Annotated in this window: 19 protein-coding genes; 9 read left to right on the plus strand and 10 right to left on the minus strand. The window is 67.0% G+C overall.

The features are described from left to right. Positions 1-321: 321 nt before the first annotated feature. A complete protein-coding gene (locus OG921_RS17290; RefSeq protein ID WP_266113725.1) occupies positions 322-744 on the minus strand; it encodes a DUF5318 domain-containing protein in 423 nt (140 codons plus the stop codon). Between the two features lie 180 nt (positions 745-924). On the opposite strand from OG921_RS17290, the gene OG921_RS17295 reads away from it, so the two are divergent. The 5 genes from OG921_RS17295 (at position 925) to OG921_RS17315 (ending at position 5,125) form a co-directional block, all read left to right on the plus strand. Then, positions 925-1,740 (plus strand): DUF1707 domain-containing protein, encoded by an 816-nt coding sequence (locus OG921_RS17295; RefSeq protein WP_266113726.1) that lies wholly within the window; start codon positions 925-927, stop codon positions 1,738-1,740. A 27-nt stretch (positions 1,741-1,767) separates the two neighbouring features. Beyond that, on the plus strand, positions 1,768-2,586 hold the full coding sequence (locus OG921_RS17300) for a DUF1707 domain-containing protein (RefSeq protein ID WP_266113727.1): 819 nt from the start codon (positions 1,768-1,770) through the stop codon (positions 2,584-2,586). 155 nt (positions 2,587-2,741) lie between these two features. Beyond that, positions 2,742-3,302 (plus strand): PadR family transcriptional regulator, encoded by a 561-nt coding sequence (locus OG921_RS17305; RefSeq protein WP_266113728.1) that lies wholly within the window; start codon positions 2,742-2,744, stop codon positions 3,300-3,302. Continuing rightward, the gene (locus tag OG921_RS17310) at positions 3,295-4,389 is read left to right on the plus strand and encodes an inositol-3-phosphate synthase (RefSeq protein WP_266113729.1); all 1,095 of its coding nucleotides are present in this window, start codon (positions 3,295-3,297) and stop codon (positions 4,387-4,389) included. The genes OG921_RS17305 and OG921_RS17310 overlap by 8 nt, the downstream gene beginning before the upstream one ends. 91 nt (positions 4,390-4,480) lie before the next feature. Then, positions 4,481-5,125, plus strand: coding sequence for an SRPBCC family protein (locus OG921_RS17315; RefSeq protein ID WP_266113730.1), 645 nt, complete (start codon positions 4,481-4,483; stop codon positions 5,123-5,125). Between the two features lie 86 nt (positions 5,126-5,211). Here OG921_RS17315 and OG921_RS17320 read toward each other — a convergent pair whose 3' ends face one another. The 6 genes from OG921_RS17320 to OG921_RS17345 form a co-directional block, all read right to left on the minus strand. Beyond that, a complete protein-coding gene (locus OG921_RS17320; RefSeq protein ID WP_266113732.1) occupies positions 5,212-5,685 on the minus strand; it encodes a GyrI-like domain-containing protein in 474 nt (157 codons plus the stop codon). Continuing rightward, the gene (locus OG921_RS17325; RefSeq protein ID WP_266113733.1) at positions 5,682-6,149 is read right to left on the minus strand and encodes an effector binding domain-containing protein; all 468 of its coding nucleotides are present in this window, start codon (positions 6,147-6,149) and stop codon (positions 5,682-5,684) included. Before OG921_RS17325 ends, OG921_RS17320 begins: the two co-directional genes overlap by 4 nt. Before the next feature lie 126 nt (positions 6,150-6,275). After that, positions 6,276-6,485 carry a hypothetical protein gene (locus tag OG921_RS17330; protein ID WP_266113956.1) on the minus strand — a complete coding sequence of 70 codons (210 nt, stop codon included), beginning with the start codon at positions 6,483-6,485 and terminating at the stop codon, positions 6,276-6,278. Continuing rightward, a complete protein-coding gene (locus tag OG921_RS17335) occupies positions 6,482-7,369 on the minus strand; it encodes a carbohydrate ABC transporter permease (RefSeq protein ID WP_266113734.1) in 888 nt (295 codons plus the stop codon). The genes OG921_RS17330 and OG921_RS17335 overlap by 4 nt, the downstream gene beginning before the upstream one ends. Next, a complete protein-coding gene (locus OG921_RS17340; RefSeq protein ID WP_266113735.1) occupies positions 7,369-8,421 on the minus strand; it encodes a carbohydrate ABC transporter permease in 1,053 nt (350 codons plus the stop codon). Before OG921_RS17340 ends, OG921_RS17335 begins: the two co-directional genes overlap by 1 nt. Before the next feature lie 52 nt (positions 8,422-8,473). After that, positions 8,474-9,754, minus strand: a complete 1,281-nt coding sequence (locus OG921_RS17345) for an ABC transporter substrate-binding protein (protein WP_266113736.1) — start codon at positions 9,752-9,754, stop codon at positions 8,474-8,476. A 200-nt stretch (positions 9,755-9,954) separates the two neighbouring features. Between OG921_RS17345 and OG921_RS17350 the strand changes: the two genes are divergently transcribed. Both OG921_RS17350 and OG921_RS17355 read left to right on the plus strand, forming a co-directional pair. Next, entirely contained in the window at positions 9,955-10,773 is an 819-nt protein-coding gene (locus tag OG921_RS17350) for a DUF2786 domain-containing protein (protein WP_266113737.1), read from the plus strand. 13 nt (positions 10,774-10,786) lie between these two features. Then, complete coding sequence (locus OG921_RS17355; protein ID WP_266113738.1) at positions 10,787-11,299, plus strand: TIGR04338 family metallohydrolase; 513 nt, start codon at positions 10,787-10,789, stop codon at positions 11,297-11,299. 25 nt (positions 11,300-11,324) lie between these two features. On the opposite strand, the gene OG921_RS17360 is transcribed toward OG921_RS17355, so the two are convergent. Beyond that, positions 11,325-12,494 (minus strand): thiolase family protein, encoded by a 1,170-nt coding sequence (locus tag OG921_RS17360; RefSeq protein WP_266113739.1) that lies wholly within the window; start codon positions 12,492-12,494, stop codon positions 11,325-11,327. A 102-nt stretch (positions 12,495-12,596) separates the two neighbouring features. Here OG921_RS17360 and OG921_RS17365 point away from each other — a divergent pair, with 102 nt between their 5' ends. Further along, the gene (locus OG921_RS17365; protein WP_266113740.1) at positions 12,597-13,091 is read left to right on the plus strand and encodes a helix-turn-helix domain-containing protein; all 495 of its coding nucleotides are present in this window, start codon (positions 12,597-12,599) and stop codon (positions 13,089-13,091) included. Here OG921_RS17365 and OG921_RS17370 read toward each other — a convergent pair. Both OG921_RS17370 and OG921_RS17375 read right to left on the minus strand, forming a co-directional pair. After that, the gene (locus OG921_RS17370; RefSeq protein ID WP_266113741.1) at positions 13,088-13,744 is read right to left on the minus strand and encodes a trimeric intracellular cation channel family protein; all 657 of its coding nucleotides are present in this window, start codon (positions 13,742-13,744) and stop codon (positions 13,088-13,090) included. The genes OG921_RS17365 and OG921_RS17370 overlap by 4 nt on opposite strands. 22 nt (positions 13,745-13,766) lie before the next feature. Beyond that, complete coding sequence (locus OG921_RS17375; protein WP_266113742.1) at positions 13,767-14,834, minus strand: ABC transporter ATP-binding protein; 1,068 nt, start codon at positions 14,832-14,834, stop codon at positions 13,767-13,769. Positions 14,835-14,980: 146 nt separating this feature from the next. Here OG921_RS17375 and OG921_RS17380 point away from each other — a divergent pair, with 146 nt between their 5' ends. Then, entirely contained in the window at positions 14,981-15,775 is a 795-nt protein-coding gene (locus OG921_RS17380) for an LLM class F420-dependent oxidoreductase (protein ID WP_266113743.1), read from the plus strand.

Here is a 15,775-nt window from a genome sequence, read left to right on the forward strand (position 1 = left end):
CGCGCCGTGGGAGCGTCGGCACCGGCTGCGGCCGCAGGGCGGCGGATGTGGATCGTCGGGTCGTCGAACCGGCCCCGGCGATGTGGCGTACCGGCTGCGGCACCGCGCTCCGCCGATGGTCCCTCGCCCACCTGTCGCCACGGAGCCGTTTGCGCGCTCGGGCGGTCGCCGCCGGCGTGGCGGGGACCGCCGGAACGGTCACCTTGCTGGTCGTCGTGGGGGTAGGTCACTGCCAAATCTCCGTAGGTCCAGGTACCTCGCGCTCCAGGGTTGAGCACAAGCGTGCGATCCGGCTGGTAGGCCGGATCGCCGGGTGTGTGTCTATTCGGTTGCGATGCGACGGCTCGGCGCCGCGCGGCGTGATCGCCGCTGTTTCGGTGCCGGGGTCAGTCCTAGAACGTAGGACTGCACCAAATGATTCCAACTGCATGTCCGGCAGACCTCGACGACATGCACGGAGAACTCCTCCTGCGTCGCCGCCAGCCGAACGAGTTCCTCGGCTGTCCGCGCCGAACCGGAAACCGGTCCGAGCCCGTCGCCGAAGACCCACGAAACGAGCGTCAACTGCTCTTTTCTGCAGATCGGGCAGATCAGATCGCTTCCGCGACCGTGGAACTTCGCCGCCCGCAACAGGTAGGGGTTCGCGTCACAGACTTCCGTGACACCGACCCGTCCCGCGTACACCTCGGCAAGCAGAGACCGGCGCTGCAGCGCATAGTCCACCACCTGCCGTTGTATTCGCACGCGTTCCAGAGTACGTGCGGCAGTGCCCGAAGGGGCGGTGCGCACCCAAGTGGTGGCGTGCAGCGCGTCACCCCGACAGGTGGCTTGCGACAGAGTCCGCACATTCGACCGGCAGTGACCATATGCTTTTTCGACGGGCAAGTTACGCCCCCGCCCGCCACGCACAGGAGGGTTCCTCGAGTGGCCATCCGACTCCCGGCCGGCACCAGGGCGCGCGACGACGACCGCACGCACACCTGTAGCACGCTCGACGCGGCACTCGCCGACGGTCAGCTCGCCGAAGCCGAGCATGAGCAGCGCGTCCGCACCGCAATGACCGCGCGCACCCTCGGGGAGCTGCACGAGTTGATCGACGATCTGCAGGGCGACTCGGAACTCGCGGCGGTGCGACCGGGGTTGCCTGCCATACCGGGCGCCCGGCGCAGGCCGTGGCTGTTGATCATCGTGCCGCTGGTGGTGCTCGGGGTGCTCCTTGCCGTCGTCGTACGCGGCTGCAGCGCCGATGCCGATTCCGATTCGTCTGGTGCGTCGGCAGGCGACTTCGGCCCGGCCGGGTATCTTTCCCAGGCGGGGTTGACCGACGTCGTCGGTGCAATCCACGACGAGTTCGGCGACGCCCTGGTGGACGAGCTGACCATCTACCCGGAATATGCGGTCGTCTTCCGCGCAGACCCGGCGGCACCGCGCACGCAGCAGAGCATCGGTTACAACCAGGACGGCTTCGGCACGGCAACGGACAGCGGCAGCCGCGACCCGGCAGTCGCTCCGGTCGACCTGGCCACGCTGGATCTGTCGAAGGTGGCCGGCGTGATCGCGGGTGCCCCGGCCAGCCTCGGCCTGAGCCGGGTCGACACCATCTACGCGATCATCAGGTCCACCGATCAGGGGCCAGAAATGTCCGTACACGCGAGCAACGACCTAGGCGAGTCGGGCCACCTCACCGCCTATCCGGACGGCCGGTTCCGTACGGTCTATCCCTTCAATCCAGGCGGGTAGCGCGCCTTGCCGACGATTACGCCGGCCTTGCGGACCCGGGCACGTGACCTGGATCGCACCACCGCTATCGATGCGCTCGAGCGCGCCTACGCCGATGGCCAGCTCGGCTACGACGAGCACCACGATCGAACCGAGCGGGCGCGGGCCGCGAAAAGCCTCGGCGAACTGCATGAACTGATCTCCGACCTGCAGCTGAGCACCGAGCTACCCGAGCCGCCGGCGGTCCGGCGCAGCTCGCGCCGCGGCGGCTGGGTCGTCGTCGGACTGCTGGTGGCCCTGGCCACGATCACCGTGCTGATCTGGTCTGTGGTGCACGACGACGAACCCGCAGCGCCCGCCGCCGCCACGCAACCGACCCCGCCACCCGCTCCGATCCCAACGGACGTCGTTCCGATCGTGGCACCGCCGTCCGTGTTCGACACCGCTGCCGGCATCCGCTCGTTCATCGACGAGTACCGCGCCAGGTTCGGCGACACGATCGCGGTCGACGCATCGCTGTATCCGGGCGGCAAGTACGCAATTGTGACGCGGGTGATCGCCCCCGATCGGGAGCAGTCGTTCATTTACCGGGGTGGGTTCGAGGAGTCCGGCCCGCCGAGTACCCGCAGGCCGGACGACCCGACCATCGACCTGGCGGCGCTCAACGTCGACGCGATCGTCGGGCTGATGGCCCAATTGCCACAGCTGATCGGCGTTGCGGACGCCACCATCAGTCACGCCTCGCTCGAGGCCGAGTCCACCGGGCCCCATATTTCGATCTATGCCGGGAACGAGGCGGGCGAAGGGGGCTTCGTGGACGCCGGGTTCGACGGCGGCGTGCTGCGGGTCTACCCGTACCAGCGCTGACGGGTTGGTCGCTCCGCGCCCGGCGCACTTACCGGCCGGTGCAGCGTGCAACTCTGCTCCGCTATATCGCGCATGTGTGTGCAGAACTATATCGGTGCGATATAGTTTCAAACAGCATCGGCGGACACATCGGTGATCCGGAGGAGGTGAAGCCCGTGCTCGAACTCGCGATTCTCGGGCTGCTCCTCGAGTCACCGATGCATGGTTACGAGCTGCGCAAGCGTCTCACCGGCTTGCTGGGCGCCTTCCGGGCCTTCTCCTATGGATCGCTCTATCCCACCCTGCGGCGCATGCAGGCGGATGGACTGATCGCGGAGGATGTCGGCCCGACCGGCACCGTCAAGCGGCGTGCCCGCCGGGTCTATCAGCTCACCCCGGAGGGCGAGAAGCGCTTTGCCGAGCTGGTAGCGGACACCGGTCCGCAGAACTACACCGACGACGGCTTCGGTGTGCACCTTGCCTTCTTCAGCCGCACCCCCGCGGAAGCGCGGATGCGAATCCTGGAAGGCAGGCGACGTCAGGTCGAGGAGCGCAGAGAAGGGCTCCGGGAAGCCATCGGGCGCGCGAGCGGGTCACTCGACCGCTATAGCCGGCAGCTACACCAACTCGGTCTGGAGTCCAGCGAGCGCGAGGTGCGCTGGCTCAACGAGCTGATCGCCGCCGAACAGTCAAGTAAGGCAGTACCACCGATCGAAGGAGAGCCCGACCATGGGTGAGACAACAAACGCCGTGCGCGTGGCCATTGTGGGCGTGGGTAACTGCGCGTCCTCCCTGGTCCAAGGCGTGCATTACTACAAGAACGCGGACGAGACCACGACCGTGCCCGGCCTGATGCATGTGAAGTTCGGCAAGTACCACGTGCGCGACGTGCAGTTCGTCGCCGCTTTCGACGTCGACGCCAAGAAGGTCGGATTCGACCTTTCCGACGCGATCCTCGCGAGCGAGAACAACACCATCAAGATCGCCGACGTGCCGCCGACCGGCATCACGGTGCAGCGCGGCCCGACACTCGACGGCATCGGCAAGTACTACTCGGAGACCATCGAGGTCTCCGAAGCCGAGCCGGTCGACATGGTGCAGGCGCTCAAGGACGCCGAGGTCGATGTCCTCGTCTCCTACCTGCCGGTGGGCTCGGACGACGCCGACAAGTTCTACGCGCAGTGCGCGATCGACGCCGGTGTTGCGTTCGTCAACGCGCTGCCGGTGTTCATCGCCTCCGACCCGGAGTGGGCCGAGAAGTTCCGCGCGGCCGGCGTGCCGATCGTCGGTGACGACATCAAGTCCCAGGTCGGTGCCACCATCACCCACCGCGTGATGGCGAAGCTGTTCGAGGACCGGGGCGTCGTGCTCGACCGCACGTTCCAGCTGAACGTCGGCGGCAACATGGACTTCAAGAACATGCTCGAGCGCGAGCGTCTCGAGTCCAAGAAGGTCTCCAAGACGCAGGCCGTCACGTCGAACCTCACCGGCTCGCTTGCCGGCAAGGTGCACGACCGCAACGTTCACATCGGTCCCTCGGACTACGTGGAGTGGCTCGACGACCGCAAGTGGGCCTACGTCCGCCTCGAGGGTCGCGCCTTCGGTGATGCCCCGCTGAACCTGGAGTACAAGCTCGAGGTCTGGGACTCGCCGAACTCGGCAGGCATCATCATCGACGCCATCCGCGCCGCGAAGATCGCCAAGGACCGTGGCCTCGGTGGCCCGATCCTGCCCGCGTCGGCATACCTGATGAAGTCCCCGCCGGTGCAGATGGCCGACGACAAGGCCCGCATCGAGCTCGAGGCGTTCATCATCGACGCCTAGTTTCGACTGATTCCAACACAGCGCCGCGCACCGGTTTCGGTGCGCGGCGCTGTTGGTTTTCGGCGGGACGCGACCGGCGCACACTTGCGGTATGAGACCCACCACCGTAATCGCCGCGGGGATTCTCGCCGTCGGAGCAGCGGCGCTCGGCTACCGGCAGTTCATCCGGCAGCCAATCCTCAACTGGGGCGCCACGGCCGACGAGGTCGCCGCGACGTTGCCCGGAGACGAGTTGCTGCCCAAAGCCGATGGCGTGTCGACCCGCGCTATCACCATCGCGGCGCGACCGGAACACGTCTATCCGTGGCTCGCTCAAATGGGACCCGATCCCCGCGGCGGCGCGTACACCTACGACTGGATCGAGAACCTGCTCGGCCTGCACATGCACAGCACCGACCACGTCCTCAACGAGTATCAGCGCCCCCGGATCGGTGAGGAGATCGCACTCGGCCCGAACCGCATGCTGGTCGAGATCGCGGACGGGGGACATGCGTTCGCAACGAAATCGGCGGATGGAAACTGGGTGTGGGCGTTCACCCTTCGCGACCGTGCAGACGGGACCACTCGACTGATCAGCCGCAATCGCTTCCGGCTACCCCGGTTGCTGGACAAGATCGGGATGGTGCCGATGGAGCCGGGCTCGCTGGTCATGGAACGCAAAATGCTGATCGGGATCAAGGAGCGCGCGGAGCGGCTCGCGCGGTCCGAAATTTCTGGTGCGGTCCCGGGCGAATGAACGGTACGTTCAGTCGATCCAGTCGACTGAACGGTTCCGTTCAGTCGGTGCCACTGGAACCGCTGAGCGGGCGGGCATAGCTGCTGCTATTCGACGGAGATGTAGACCTCGATGGCGCTCGGGTCGTCGAAGCGCTCCACATCGGCGACGTAGGTGCGCTTGATCTGCCCGGCACGTTCCGCACGGATGATATCTGCCCACGCGGTTCGGGTGAGGTCGTAGGGCTGCCCGGTGACGCTGAACTTGGCGTAGCGGCCGGCCGGCACGCGCGTCACCACATCGCCCAGGTCGACCTCGTCGAGCGAAACCGGGTCGTAGCCGAGCACTGCGACACTGTTCTCCTCCTGCGCGATGTATGCCGCCACCCGCCGGCGCGCGCCGCCGCGAGTGCGGTAGCGGTCCCAGGTGAAGTTGATCAGGTCGAGGTCGCGGCGGGTGACCCGGTTCCCGCTGAGCGGGACGGTGAGGCCGGCCACCAGAAATTCCTCCAGCGTCACTATTTCGAAGCTCACTTCGGCATCCTTTTCGAAGCTCACTTCGGCGTCCTTTTCGAAGCTCACTTCGGTGGCCTCCGCTCCTCGTTCGCGAGCGCCGTGTAGGCGACCACGGTGCCGTGGTCTGGGTAGCGTTCGAAGTCGCCGGTGTAGGACCGCACGATCTCGCCGGCCGCCTCGGCGTCCCACACGGCCTGCCAGACGATCTCGATCGCGGTGGCGATGTCGGAGTGGCTGGCGGTGAACTTGGCGAACGAGCCGCCGGGAATACGGGCCAGCACGTCACCGGCGCGCAGATCCCCGAGGTCGCGGCACCGGTATCCGACGATCTGGGTCACGTAGGAATCCAGGTCCGACTCGTAGTCGAGATAGGCAGTGGCGGGTGTGCCAGGTGGATTGCTGTCGAGGGTGCGTTTCCACACCGACTCGAGCCGAACCTTGCGCGCGGGTTCGATGACGATCAGCGCCGGACTGCGCAGCACGGTACCGGCGATCAGCATCTGCGGTCGCTGCACTACCGCGAAGTTCACTGCGTCGCTCCCTCTGGATTGCGTCGGCCGTTCGTCGAGCCGGCCGTACCTGCGGCACTCGGGCGCCGTGTCGCCCGTGTCCCCGTGTCGACTCGGCCCCCGTCTTCGACTATGCCCCGTCTTCGACTATGCCCGCAGTCGGGCTCGAATGGCGAGACCCGACGCCGCCGCCGCGCCGAGCACGACGAGCGACGTCGCGACGCTCGGGTCGTCACGCACGATACCGACCACCGCGGCAACGAACGCGAGCACGGTGAGGCACCCGAAGATGCCGATCAGCATCTCGAGCTTCTGCTGGCGTGCGAGATTGGACGCGCGCCGAGCCGGTCCGGTCAACTCTTCACCCCACCCGCCGTAAGACCGGAAATAATCCGGCGCTGGAACAGCAGCACCATCACAACGAGCGGGACCGCCACGATCGTGCCCGCCGCCATGATCGCGGTGTACGGCACCACATGCGGGTCGTTCCCGGAGAAACGTGCGATCGCCACCGTGACCGGTTCGGTCCGGTCGGTCGAGAGCAGGCTGGCCAGCAGGTACTCGTTGACCGCCGCGATGAACCCGAGGATCGCGGTGGTGAAGATCGCCGGCGCGGCCAGGGGCAGCATCACCATCCGGAATGCCTGTGCCCGACTCGCGCCGTCGATGCGCGCGGCTTCCTCCAGCTCCCACGGCAGCTCGCCGAAGAACGAGGTCAGCGTGTAGACGGTCAGCGGCAGCACGAAGGAAATGTTCGGGATGATCAGGGCCTGGTACTTGCCCATCCAGCCGATATCGGTGAACAGCTGGAACAGCGGCGTCACCAGCGAGACCACGGGGAACATCGACGCGCCGAGGATGATCCCGACGACGAGGTACTTGCCGCGGAAATCCATGCGCGCCAGCGCGTATGCAGCGAAGATGCCGAGCACCACCGCGATCAGCGTCGACAGCCCGCCGATGATCAGGCTGTTGACGAGCGCGCGGACGAAGTTGTTGCCGCTGCTGGTGGACAGCGCATCACGGAAGTTGTCCAGCGTGACGTGCGTCGGCCAGGGCGTGGTGTCGAACGTGTACAACGGGTCGCGCAACGCCGTGACGACCATCCAGTAGAACGGGGCGAGTCCCCAGATCAGGATCGCCGCGACGCCGACATAGATGCGTTTGGACCGCAGCCGCTCGATCGTGGTGGGGCGGTGCACGACCGGAGGTTCGGTCAATTCCGGGGCCCGATGGGTCATCACCGCACCGCCTTTCCGGTGCGCTGGTCCTCCTGGGTGCGCACCGCGTTCGCGCCGAGGAACCGGACGAGGATGAACGCGATCGCGAAGATCATCAGGAAGGTGAGGGTCGAGAGCGCCGACGCGCTATTGAAGCCCTCTCTGGTCTGATCGACCACGAGCATCGAGATCGTCCGGGTGGCTTCGTTGTTGCCGATCAGGATCGCGGGCAGGTCGTACATGCGCAGCGCGTCCATCGTGCGGAACAGAATCGCCACCATCAGCGCCGGTTTCACCAACGGCAGCGTGATGTGCAAGAACCGTTGCCACGCGGATGCGCCGTCCATCCGGGCGGCCTCGAACACGTCGCCCGGAATCACTTGCAGCCCGGCCAGAATCAGCAGCGCGACGAACGGCGTGGTCTTCCAGACGTCGGAGATGACCACCGCGAACCGGGCCGCCCATACATCGGAGGTCCATAGGATGTGCGTGCCGAGGATCTTGTTCGCGATGCCCTCGGTGGCGAAGATGAAGGACCACAGCTTCGCGGTCACCGCGGTCGGGATCGCCCACGGGATCAGCACCGCCGCGCGGAGCAGACCGCGGCCGCGGAACGCCCGCGCCATGACCAGCGCCATGCCGAGCCCGATCACGACCTCGAGCGTGACGGTGACGACCGAGAGCCCGAGCGTGGTGAACACCGCCGTCCAGAACTGCGAGCCCAGGGTGCCGGGGGGGCAGGGGACCATCTCGCCGGTCACCGAGGGGCACTGCTGCAACAGCCAGTGCGTGTAGTTCGAGAATCCCGCGCTGCCGCCCTCGACGAACATCCCGGTCTCCGGGTCGAGGCCGGGGTCCTTCTGGAAGGACATGTACAGCGCGCGCATGACCGGATAGCCGATCACCAGCGCCAACGCGATCAACACCGGCGCGATCAACGCCCACGCGCGCCAGTTCGCGATCAGCCGGCGCTGTTGCACCGGCCCGCCAGCGTGATCGCGGCCGGAGGGGTCACCTCCGGCCGCGATCACGGTTGGCTCGGCCCCGCTGGCTTGGCCAGTCGGAACAGCCATGCACTCTCCCTTTAGCTACTCCCTAGCGGTTCGACGACCACCGGTTGCGGACTTATTTCGAACCGGCGGTCTCGATACCGGCCTGCATATCGGTGATCGCCTGATCGACCGACTTCTCACCCTTGAGGGCAGCATAGGCATTGTCCTGCACCGCCTTCGTCACCGCCGGGTAGTACGGCGTGACCGGCCGCGGCACCGCATTGGCGATCGACTGCTTCAGCGCAGGCAAGTACGGCATCTGGGCGATCAGTTCCGGATCGTCATAGAGCGAACCGAGCACGGGCGGCAGCGAACCGCCGGCGATGATCCGCTGGGCCTGCTCACTGGTCAGGTACTTGATGAAGTCGAGCGCGGTCGCCTTGTGGTCGGAGTAGGCGCTGATCGCGGCGTTGTAGCCGCCGAGGGTCGAAGTGCCGACCCCGCTCACACCGGGCAATGGCGCCACGTCGTACTTGCCCTGCACCTGCGAGCCTTCCTTGGCCGCGGTGCCGTACACGTACGGCCAGTTGCGCAGGAACAGCAGCTTGCCGCTCTCGAACGCCTGCTGGCTGTCCTGCTCCTTGAAGGTGATCGCCTCGGCCGGAATGTTGCCGTCCTTGAACCCGTCGACCAGCGATTGCAGTCCGGCGCGCGCCTGCGGGCTGTCCACGGTCGCAGTCCGGCCGTCCGGGCCGACGAACGCGCCGCCGTTCGCGTTGATCCCCTCGGAGGTGTTCACCGTGAGGCCCTCGTAGGCGGCGAACTGACCCGAATAGCAGCCGATGTTGTTCTGCTTGGCGATCCCGCAGTCACCCATCATCTCCGCCCACGTGGTCGGCGGGTTCGGCACCAGATCCTTGCGGTAGAACAGCAGTCCGCCGTTGGTGTTCTTCGGTGCCGCGTACAGAGTGCCGTTGTAGGTGCCGCTGGCCACGGTCGGCTCGAGCAGACCCGCGGTGTCGACGGCGAAGTCGTCCTTCAACGGCTGCAGCCAGCCCTTGGCTGCGAACTCGGCCGTCCAGATCACGTCGAGCGCGAGCACGTCGTAATCGCTTTCCTTGGCCTGCAGGTGCTGCACCATGTCGTCGTGCGCCTGATCGGCGTCGCTCGGCTCTTCCTTGAGCGTGACCTCTTCGTCCGGGTGGGTGGAGTTCCACTGGTCGATCAGCTGGCGCACCACACCGGTCTCGGTGGTGTCCTTGCCTTCCACGTAGGTGATCGGGCCGCGTGCGGTCGCGCTCTCCGCCGACGATCCGGAGGAGTCGTCATCGCTCGAGCAGGCGGTGGCGGTGAGCAGCGCGACGGACACCGCCGCCAGCACCGCCTTGGGGAGGACGGACGATCTCAGTGACATATGCATTTCTTCCGGTCGTTGGATCGGGCCACGGTCGACAACGGGGAGAGAGCGTGTGGGCCCCGTCGCATCTCGCAAGATACTGTGACGCGCGGACTCGACCAAGGGTCACGTCCGAGAAATCCTCAGCGCGCCACCCGCACACGACACCTGTGGATAACTCCGAGCACATGTCTGCGGTGGTCCGTAACCTGGCGCCCGTGAGTTCCGAGAAGACCCTCGCCCGGATCGGCGGTCTGCTGCGGCAGGCAGAATCGACCGACAACGAGCACGAGGCCGCGGCGTTTCTGGCCGCGGCGCAGCGGCTGGCCACCCAGTCCTCGATCGATCTCGCGGTGGCACGCTCGCATGTCGCCAACCGGGAGCGCCGCCCGGTACCGACGCAGCGGATGGTAACGATCGGTGCAGCGGGAAAGAAGGGGCTGCGCACCTACGCGCAGCTGTTCCTCCTGATCGCCGCGGCGAACGACGTGCGCTGCGACATCACGCAATCGTCGGCGCTGGTCTACGCCTACGGTTTCGACACCGACATCGACACCTGCGAGGCGCTCTACGCCAGCCTGCTCGTGCAGATGGTCCGGGCGAGCGACGCCTACATCAAGGCTGGCAGTTACCGCGGTGAGGTCACCGAACGGTTGGTGACCGAGACCCGCGGGCGCAGACGCGTGCAGTACCTGACGACGGTCCCGGTCGCCGGGGTCACCGCACGACTGAACTTCCAGACCGCGTTCGCCGAACGGATCGGCCAGCGCCTTGCCGAGACCAAGAGGGAAACCGAACAAGCCGCGCTCGCGCAGGACACCCCGGCTGCGGGCACGGCACTTGCGCTGCGCGACAAAGAGATCGAGCTGCGCGACTTCTACCACGAGTCGTCACAGGCACGCGGTACCTGGCGTGGTGCGCGCGCCCCGGCGGGCTTTTCCGCACACGCGCGGCGCGCCGGCGACCGGGCCGGGCGCAGCGCCCGGATCGGCACCGCGCCCGAGATCGCGGGCCCCCGCGGGAAGCTCGAACGGTGAGCGCGAAAGCGCCGTGAGCCCCGCGCGAGATACACAGCGCGCCAAGGTTTACGAAGCCGACCAATTCGTCCGCACGGTCTTCGAGCGCGCCGACGAGCACGGTCTGCGCGCGATCGAAGTGCTCGGCTCGCAGGTCACCCTTCCGATCGAGCGCAGGTTCGCCTCGATCGAGTCCGTGCAGACCTACGCGGATAAAGTGCTCGGACTCAATTGGATTCGGGACCGCTGGCCGCGGGCGACGGAACCGGTCCGGATCCGCGCCCGCGCCGGCACCGCGGCCGCGCACTACGAGTTCGCGACCGCGACCCTGGCCGTCCCGCTGCACACCCGCAACACCGCATGGGCACTGCGCGAGTTCGTCGTCCTGCACGAACTCGCGCATCACCTCGATCCCGATCCCGACCACCCCGCGCACGGACCCGAGTTCTGTTCGCGCTATCTCGAACTGGTCGACGGGGTGATCGGGCCGGAGGCCGCGTTGCTGCTGCGCGCCACCCTCGCGGACTGCGGTGCGCGGGTCGGCTGACTCCGGATCGGGGTGCAGCCGATGCTCAGAGCAGTTCGTACACCGTTGCGTTCGCCAATCCGCCGGCCTCACACATGGTTTGCAGACCGTAGCGCGCGCCGCGCTCCCGCATCGCGTGCACGAGCGTGGTGGCCAGCCGGGCACCGCTGGCGCCGAGCGGATGACCGATCGCGAGCGCCCCGCCGTGCACGTTCACCCGGTCCAGGTCGGCGCCGAATTCGTCCGCCCAGGCGAGCACCACCGGAGAGAACGCCTCGTTGATCTCCACCAGGTCGATATCGCCGATCCCGAGTCCGGCCCGCTGCAATACCTTTCGCGTCGCCGGGATCACCCCGGTCAGCATGAGCAGCGGGTCGTCGCCGGCCACGGCGAAACTGTGCAGCCGCGCCAGCGGCGTCAAACCGAGTTCACGGGCGCGCTCACCGCTCATGATCAGCACCGCGGCGCTGCCGTCACTGATCTGGCTCGCGTTGGCCGCGGTGATGCTCCAGCCGATCTCGGGGAAGCGCGCTGCGAGCGCCGGGTCGTAATAGGCCGGACGCAGCTTCGCGAGCGTCTCCAGGTCGCCTCCGGTGCGGATGCCCTCGTCGGCGTGCAGGCCCGCGATCGGAGCGAGTTCGGCCTCGAACAGTCCGTTCTTGGTCGCATCCGCCGCGCGTGCGTGACTGCTCAGTGCGAACTCGTCGAGCCGGGTGCGCGGCAATTGCCAACGTGCCGCGATCAATTCGGCGCTGATGCCTTGGCCGATCAACCCGTCAGGATAGCGCTGCGCAAACCCCACGCCGGAGATGTCGTCGGCGCCCACGGCGCTCGCGCCCATCGGCACCCGGCTCATCGATTCCACGCCGGCCGCGATGACCACGTCGTAGGCGCCGGCGATCACGCCCTGCGCCGCGAAGTGGATCGCCTGCTGACTGCTGCCACATTGCCGGTCCACCGTCGTGGCAGGCACCGACTCGGGTAGACCCGCGGCCAGCGCCGCGCGCCTGGTCATGTTGACGCCCTGCTCGCCGACCTGGCTGACCACGCCGCCGATCACGTCGTCGATCAGTGTGGGGTCGATACCGCTGCGCTCGACCACCGCCGCGATGCTGTGCGCGAGCAGATCCACCGGATGCACGTCGTGCAGTGCTCCCGTCGCCTTGCCCTTCCCGATCGGCGTGCGTACCGCTTCGACGATCACTGCGTCCCTCATCGGTAACTCCCTTTCCCATCATCGCTGACTTTGTCTTACTATAGTCAGAACGCTAGAAGCTAGCTTTATATTCGTCAAGTCAGAGATTGATAGGATCGGCACATGCCCGCAGTGATGGAGCAACCGCTCACCGATCTGTCGAAGTGGAAGACCGACGAGTGCTCGATCGGTAAGGCGATGGATCTCATCGGTACCCGCTCGGCGATCCTGATCCTGCGCGAGGCGTACTACGGCACCACGCGGTTCGACGGCTTCGCGACCCGCGTCGGCGTCACCGAAGCGGTGGCAGCGAAACAGCTGCGCCGGCTCACCGACGCCGGTCTACTGCGCAAACAGCCCTACCGGGAAGCGGGGCAGCGCACCCGGCACGAATACGCGCTCACCGAGATGGGCCGCGATCTGTTGCCGGCCGTGCTCGCACTGATGCAGTGGGGCGACAAGTACCTGCAGGAGGGTGTTTCGCCGCTGCTCGTCGTCGAAGATTCGACGGATTCGCCGGTGCAGGTACAGGTCCGCAGTGCCGCAGGCAACGAGGTCGGGCTCGAGCAGTTACGGGTGCGGCTGAACCGGGGCTGGCGCCCGCGCAAAGCGCGCTAACGCGCTCGCTGCCGCCACACCGGCGGCGGCGGAGTCCGCCAGTCGGTGAACAGCGAGACGATTCGCGCGACCAGGATGACCACGAAGGTGACGCTCGCGCTCGCCGGCACGGAAACACCGACGGCGGTCAGCAATTCGAAGGTGGCGGCACCGGCCAATGCGATCACCGCGTACGGCGCGGTTCGCTGGATCACCTCGACCGGGCGGGCGGCCAACAGGTCGCGAAGCATGCCGCCGCCGACGCCGGTGATCGTGCCGAGCAGGATCCCCGCCGACACGCCGAGGTCGGCGTCGTGCGCCTTCACCACACCGACCACCACGAACAGCCCGAGCGCGGCCGCATCCAAAACATTCACCAGCAACTGCTGCCGATGCACCACATACGCCAAGACCATGCCTGCCACGGCGGCGATCACCGCCGTGATGAGGTACCAGCCGTTCGCCAGCGCGGCGGGCACGATATTGAGCAGCACGTCGCGCAGAATCCCGCCACCGAGACCGACGACGATGGCGAAGACGAATCCGGCGAGCACGTCGTATTCGACGCGCTCGTCCTCGACCGCCGCGAAACTCGCACCCTGAACGGCGCCGACGCCGACCGCGGCCAGATCGATCCACAGCGGAATCTGCACCGATGCGTTCTGGATCGTCATGCGGCCTCCGCGAAGCTCTCGGTCAGGCGATTCGGCGGCCGTCCGTACCGAAGAAGTGCACGTGGTCGGCGTCCGCGCTCAGCTGCACCCGGCTCCCCTTCGGGGGCGGGTTGCGCCAGTCCGCGCGCGCCACGACCTGTTCGCCGTTCGCGCCGGTCACCCGGCCGTACACGAATGCGTCGGACCCGAGTTCCTCGACGACCGCGACCTCCATCTCGAGTCCGTCGCCACCGAGTTCGAAGTGCTCGGGCCGGATCCCGACCGTCACGCTCGCGCCGCCGGCTGCAGTAGCCACGTTGCGCGGCACCGGAAGCCGCCATCGGCCGACGGTGACCGCGTCGTCGCTGATCGGCAGCGTGAACAGGTTCATCGCCGGCGACCCCATGAAACCGGCGACGAACACGTTGGCGGGCCGGCGGTACAGCTCCTGCGGGGTGGCGCACTGTTGCAGCACGCCGTCCTTCAGCACCGCGACCCGGTCGCCCATCGTCATCGCCTCCACCTGGTCGTGGGTGACGTAGACGGTGGTGACGCCGAGTCGCCGCTGCAGCTGGGCAATCTGGGTGCGCGTCTGGACCCGCAGCTTCGCGTCGAGGTTGCTCAGCGGCTCGTCCATCAGGAAGACCTGCGGCTGGCGCACGATCGCCCGGCCCATCGCCACCCGCTGACGCTGCCCACCCGACAACGCCTTGGGCTTGCGGTCGAGGTAATTCTCCAGGTCGAGCAGCTTCGCCGCCTCCTGCACGCGGCGATGCTTCTCGTCCTTGTCGGTCCCGGCGAGCTTGAGCGCAAACCCCATGTTCTCCGCGACCGTCATATGCGGATAGAGCGCGTAGTTCTGGAACACCATCGCGATGTCGCGGTCCTTGGGCTCCGCGCCGGTGACATCGCGGTCACCGATGTAGATGCGCCCGAGGTCCACCGAGTCGAGACCGGCGAGCATCCGTAGCGAGGTGGACTTGCCGCAGCCCGACGGGCCGACGAGAACGAGGAACTCACCGTCCTCGATCTGCAGTTCGAGCTGGTCGACCGCGGGCTCGGTGGAGCCGGGAAACAGCTTGGTCGCACGGTCGTAGGTCACTGATGCCACAACGAACCCCTCCCTTCACCGCCACGAACGTGCCGGACGATCGAGTAGTGCACGCGGCACGGGGGACGCACCGCCCAAGCAGTATGGCCGACACCCGGTTCGCTCAGTAGCCTCGGTGCTCGGAACCGCGATCGAGAGAGAGCCCAATGACCAACCAGATCCGGATCGGCGTCCAACTGCAGCCGCAGCAGGCACCGAACTACCAGAACATTCGCGACGCCGTGCTGCGCGCCGAGGATGCCGGCGTCGACATCGTCTTCAACTGGGACCATTTCTATCCGCTCTACGGCGACCCGGACGGCGCCCATTTCGAATGTTGGACGATGCTCGGTGCCTTCGCCGAACAGACCGAACGAGTGGAGATCGGCGCCCTGGTCACCGGCGGTGGCTACCGCAATCCCGATCTGCTCGCGGACATGGCCCGCACCGTCGACCACATCAGCGGCGGGCGGCTGATCCTCGGCATCGGCGGCGGCTGGTTCGAAAAGGACTATCGGGAGTACGGATACGATTTCGGCACTCCCGGCACCCGACTGAAACTGCTCGGCGAGAACCTCGCCCGGATCTCCGCGCGGCTGACCAAGCTGAATCCCGCTCCCACCCGCCATATTCCGATCCTGATCGGCGGTGGCGGCGAGCGAAAGACGTTGCGACTTGTTGCGGAGTACGCGCACATCTGGCACAGCTTCGCCGATCTCGAAGCGCTGCAGCACAAGTCGCAGGTGCTGGCCGACCACTGCGATGCGGTGGGCCGCAACCCGGCGCAGATCGAGCGCTCGGTGGCCTGGCCGGGTGCCGCCAATGCGCAGGCGTTCCTGGATCAGGGCGTGAACCTGTTCACGGTAGGAGTGGGCGGGCCGGAGTACCACCTTGACAAGGTGGTCGAGGCAATCCGCTGGCGTGACGAGCACAACCCGGAATCCGTCACCGGCCTCGCCTGA

The sequence above is a fragment of the Aldersonia sp. NBC_00410 genome (assembly GCF_026342035.1).
Lineage (GTDB): Bacteria > Actinomycetota > Actinomycetes > Mycobacteriales > Mycobacteriaceae > Aldersonia.

Coding starts and splice junctions, on each gene's coding strand:
- OG921_RS17340 (WP_266113735.1), bottom strand. CDS start 8,421: ATGGCTGTTCCGACTGGCCAAGCCAGCGGGGCCGAGCCAACCGTGATC.
- OG921_RS17310 (WP_266113729.1), top strand. CDS start 3,295: ATGGGTGAGACAACAAACGCCGTGCGCGTGGCCATTGTGGGCGTGGGT.
- OG921_RS17365 (WP_266113740.1), top strand. CDS start 12,597: ATGCCCGCAGTGATGGAGCAACCGCTCACCGATCTGTCGAAGTGGAAG.
- OG921_RS17345 (WP_266113736.1), bottom strand. CDS start 9,754: ATGTCACTGAGATCGTCCGTCCTCCCCAAGGCGGTGCTGGCGGCGGTG.
- OG921_RS17360 (WP_266113739.1), bottom strand. CDS start 12,494: ATGAGGGACGCAGTGATCGTCGAAGCGGTACGCACGCCGATCGGGAAG.
- OG921_RS17380 (WP_266113743.1), top strand. CDS start 14,981: ATGACCAACCAGATCCGGATCGGCGTCCAACTGCAGCCGCAGCAGGCA.
- OG921_RS17370 (WP_266113741.1), bottom strand. CDS start 13,744: ATGACGATCCAGAACGCATCGGTGCAGATTCCGCTGTGGATCGATCTG.
- OG921_RS17315 (WP_266113730.1), top strand. CDS start 4,481: ATGAGACCCACCACCGTAATCGCCGCGGGGATTCTCGCCGTCGGAGCA.
- OG921_RS17335 (WP_266113734.1), bottom strand. CDS start 7,369: ATGACCCATCGGGCCCCGGAATTGACCGAACCTCCGGTCGTGCACCGC.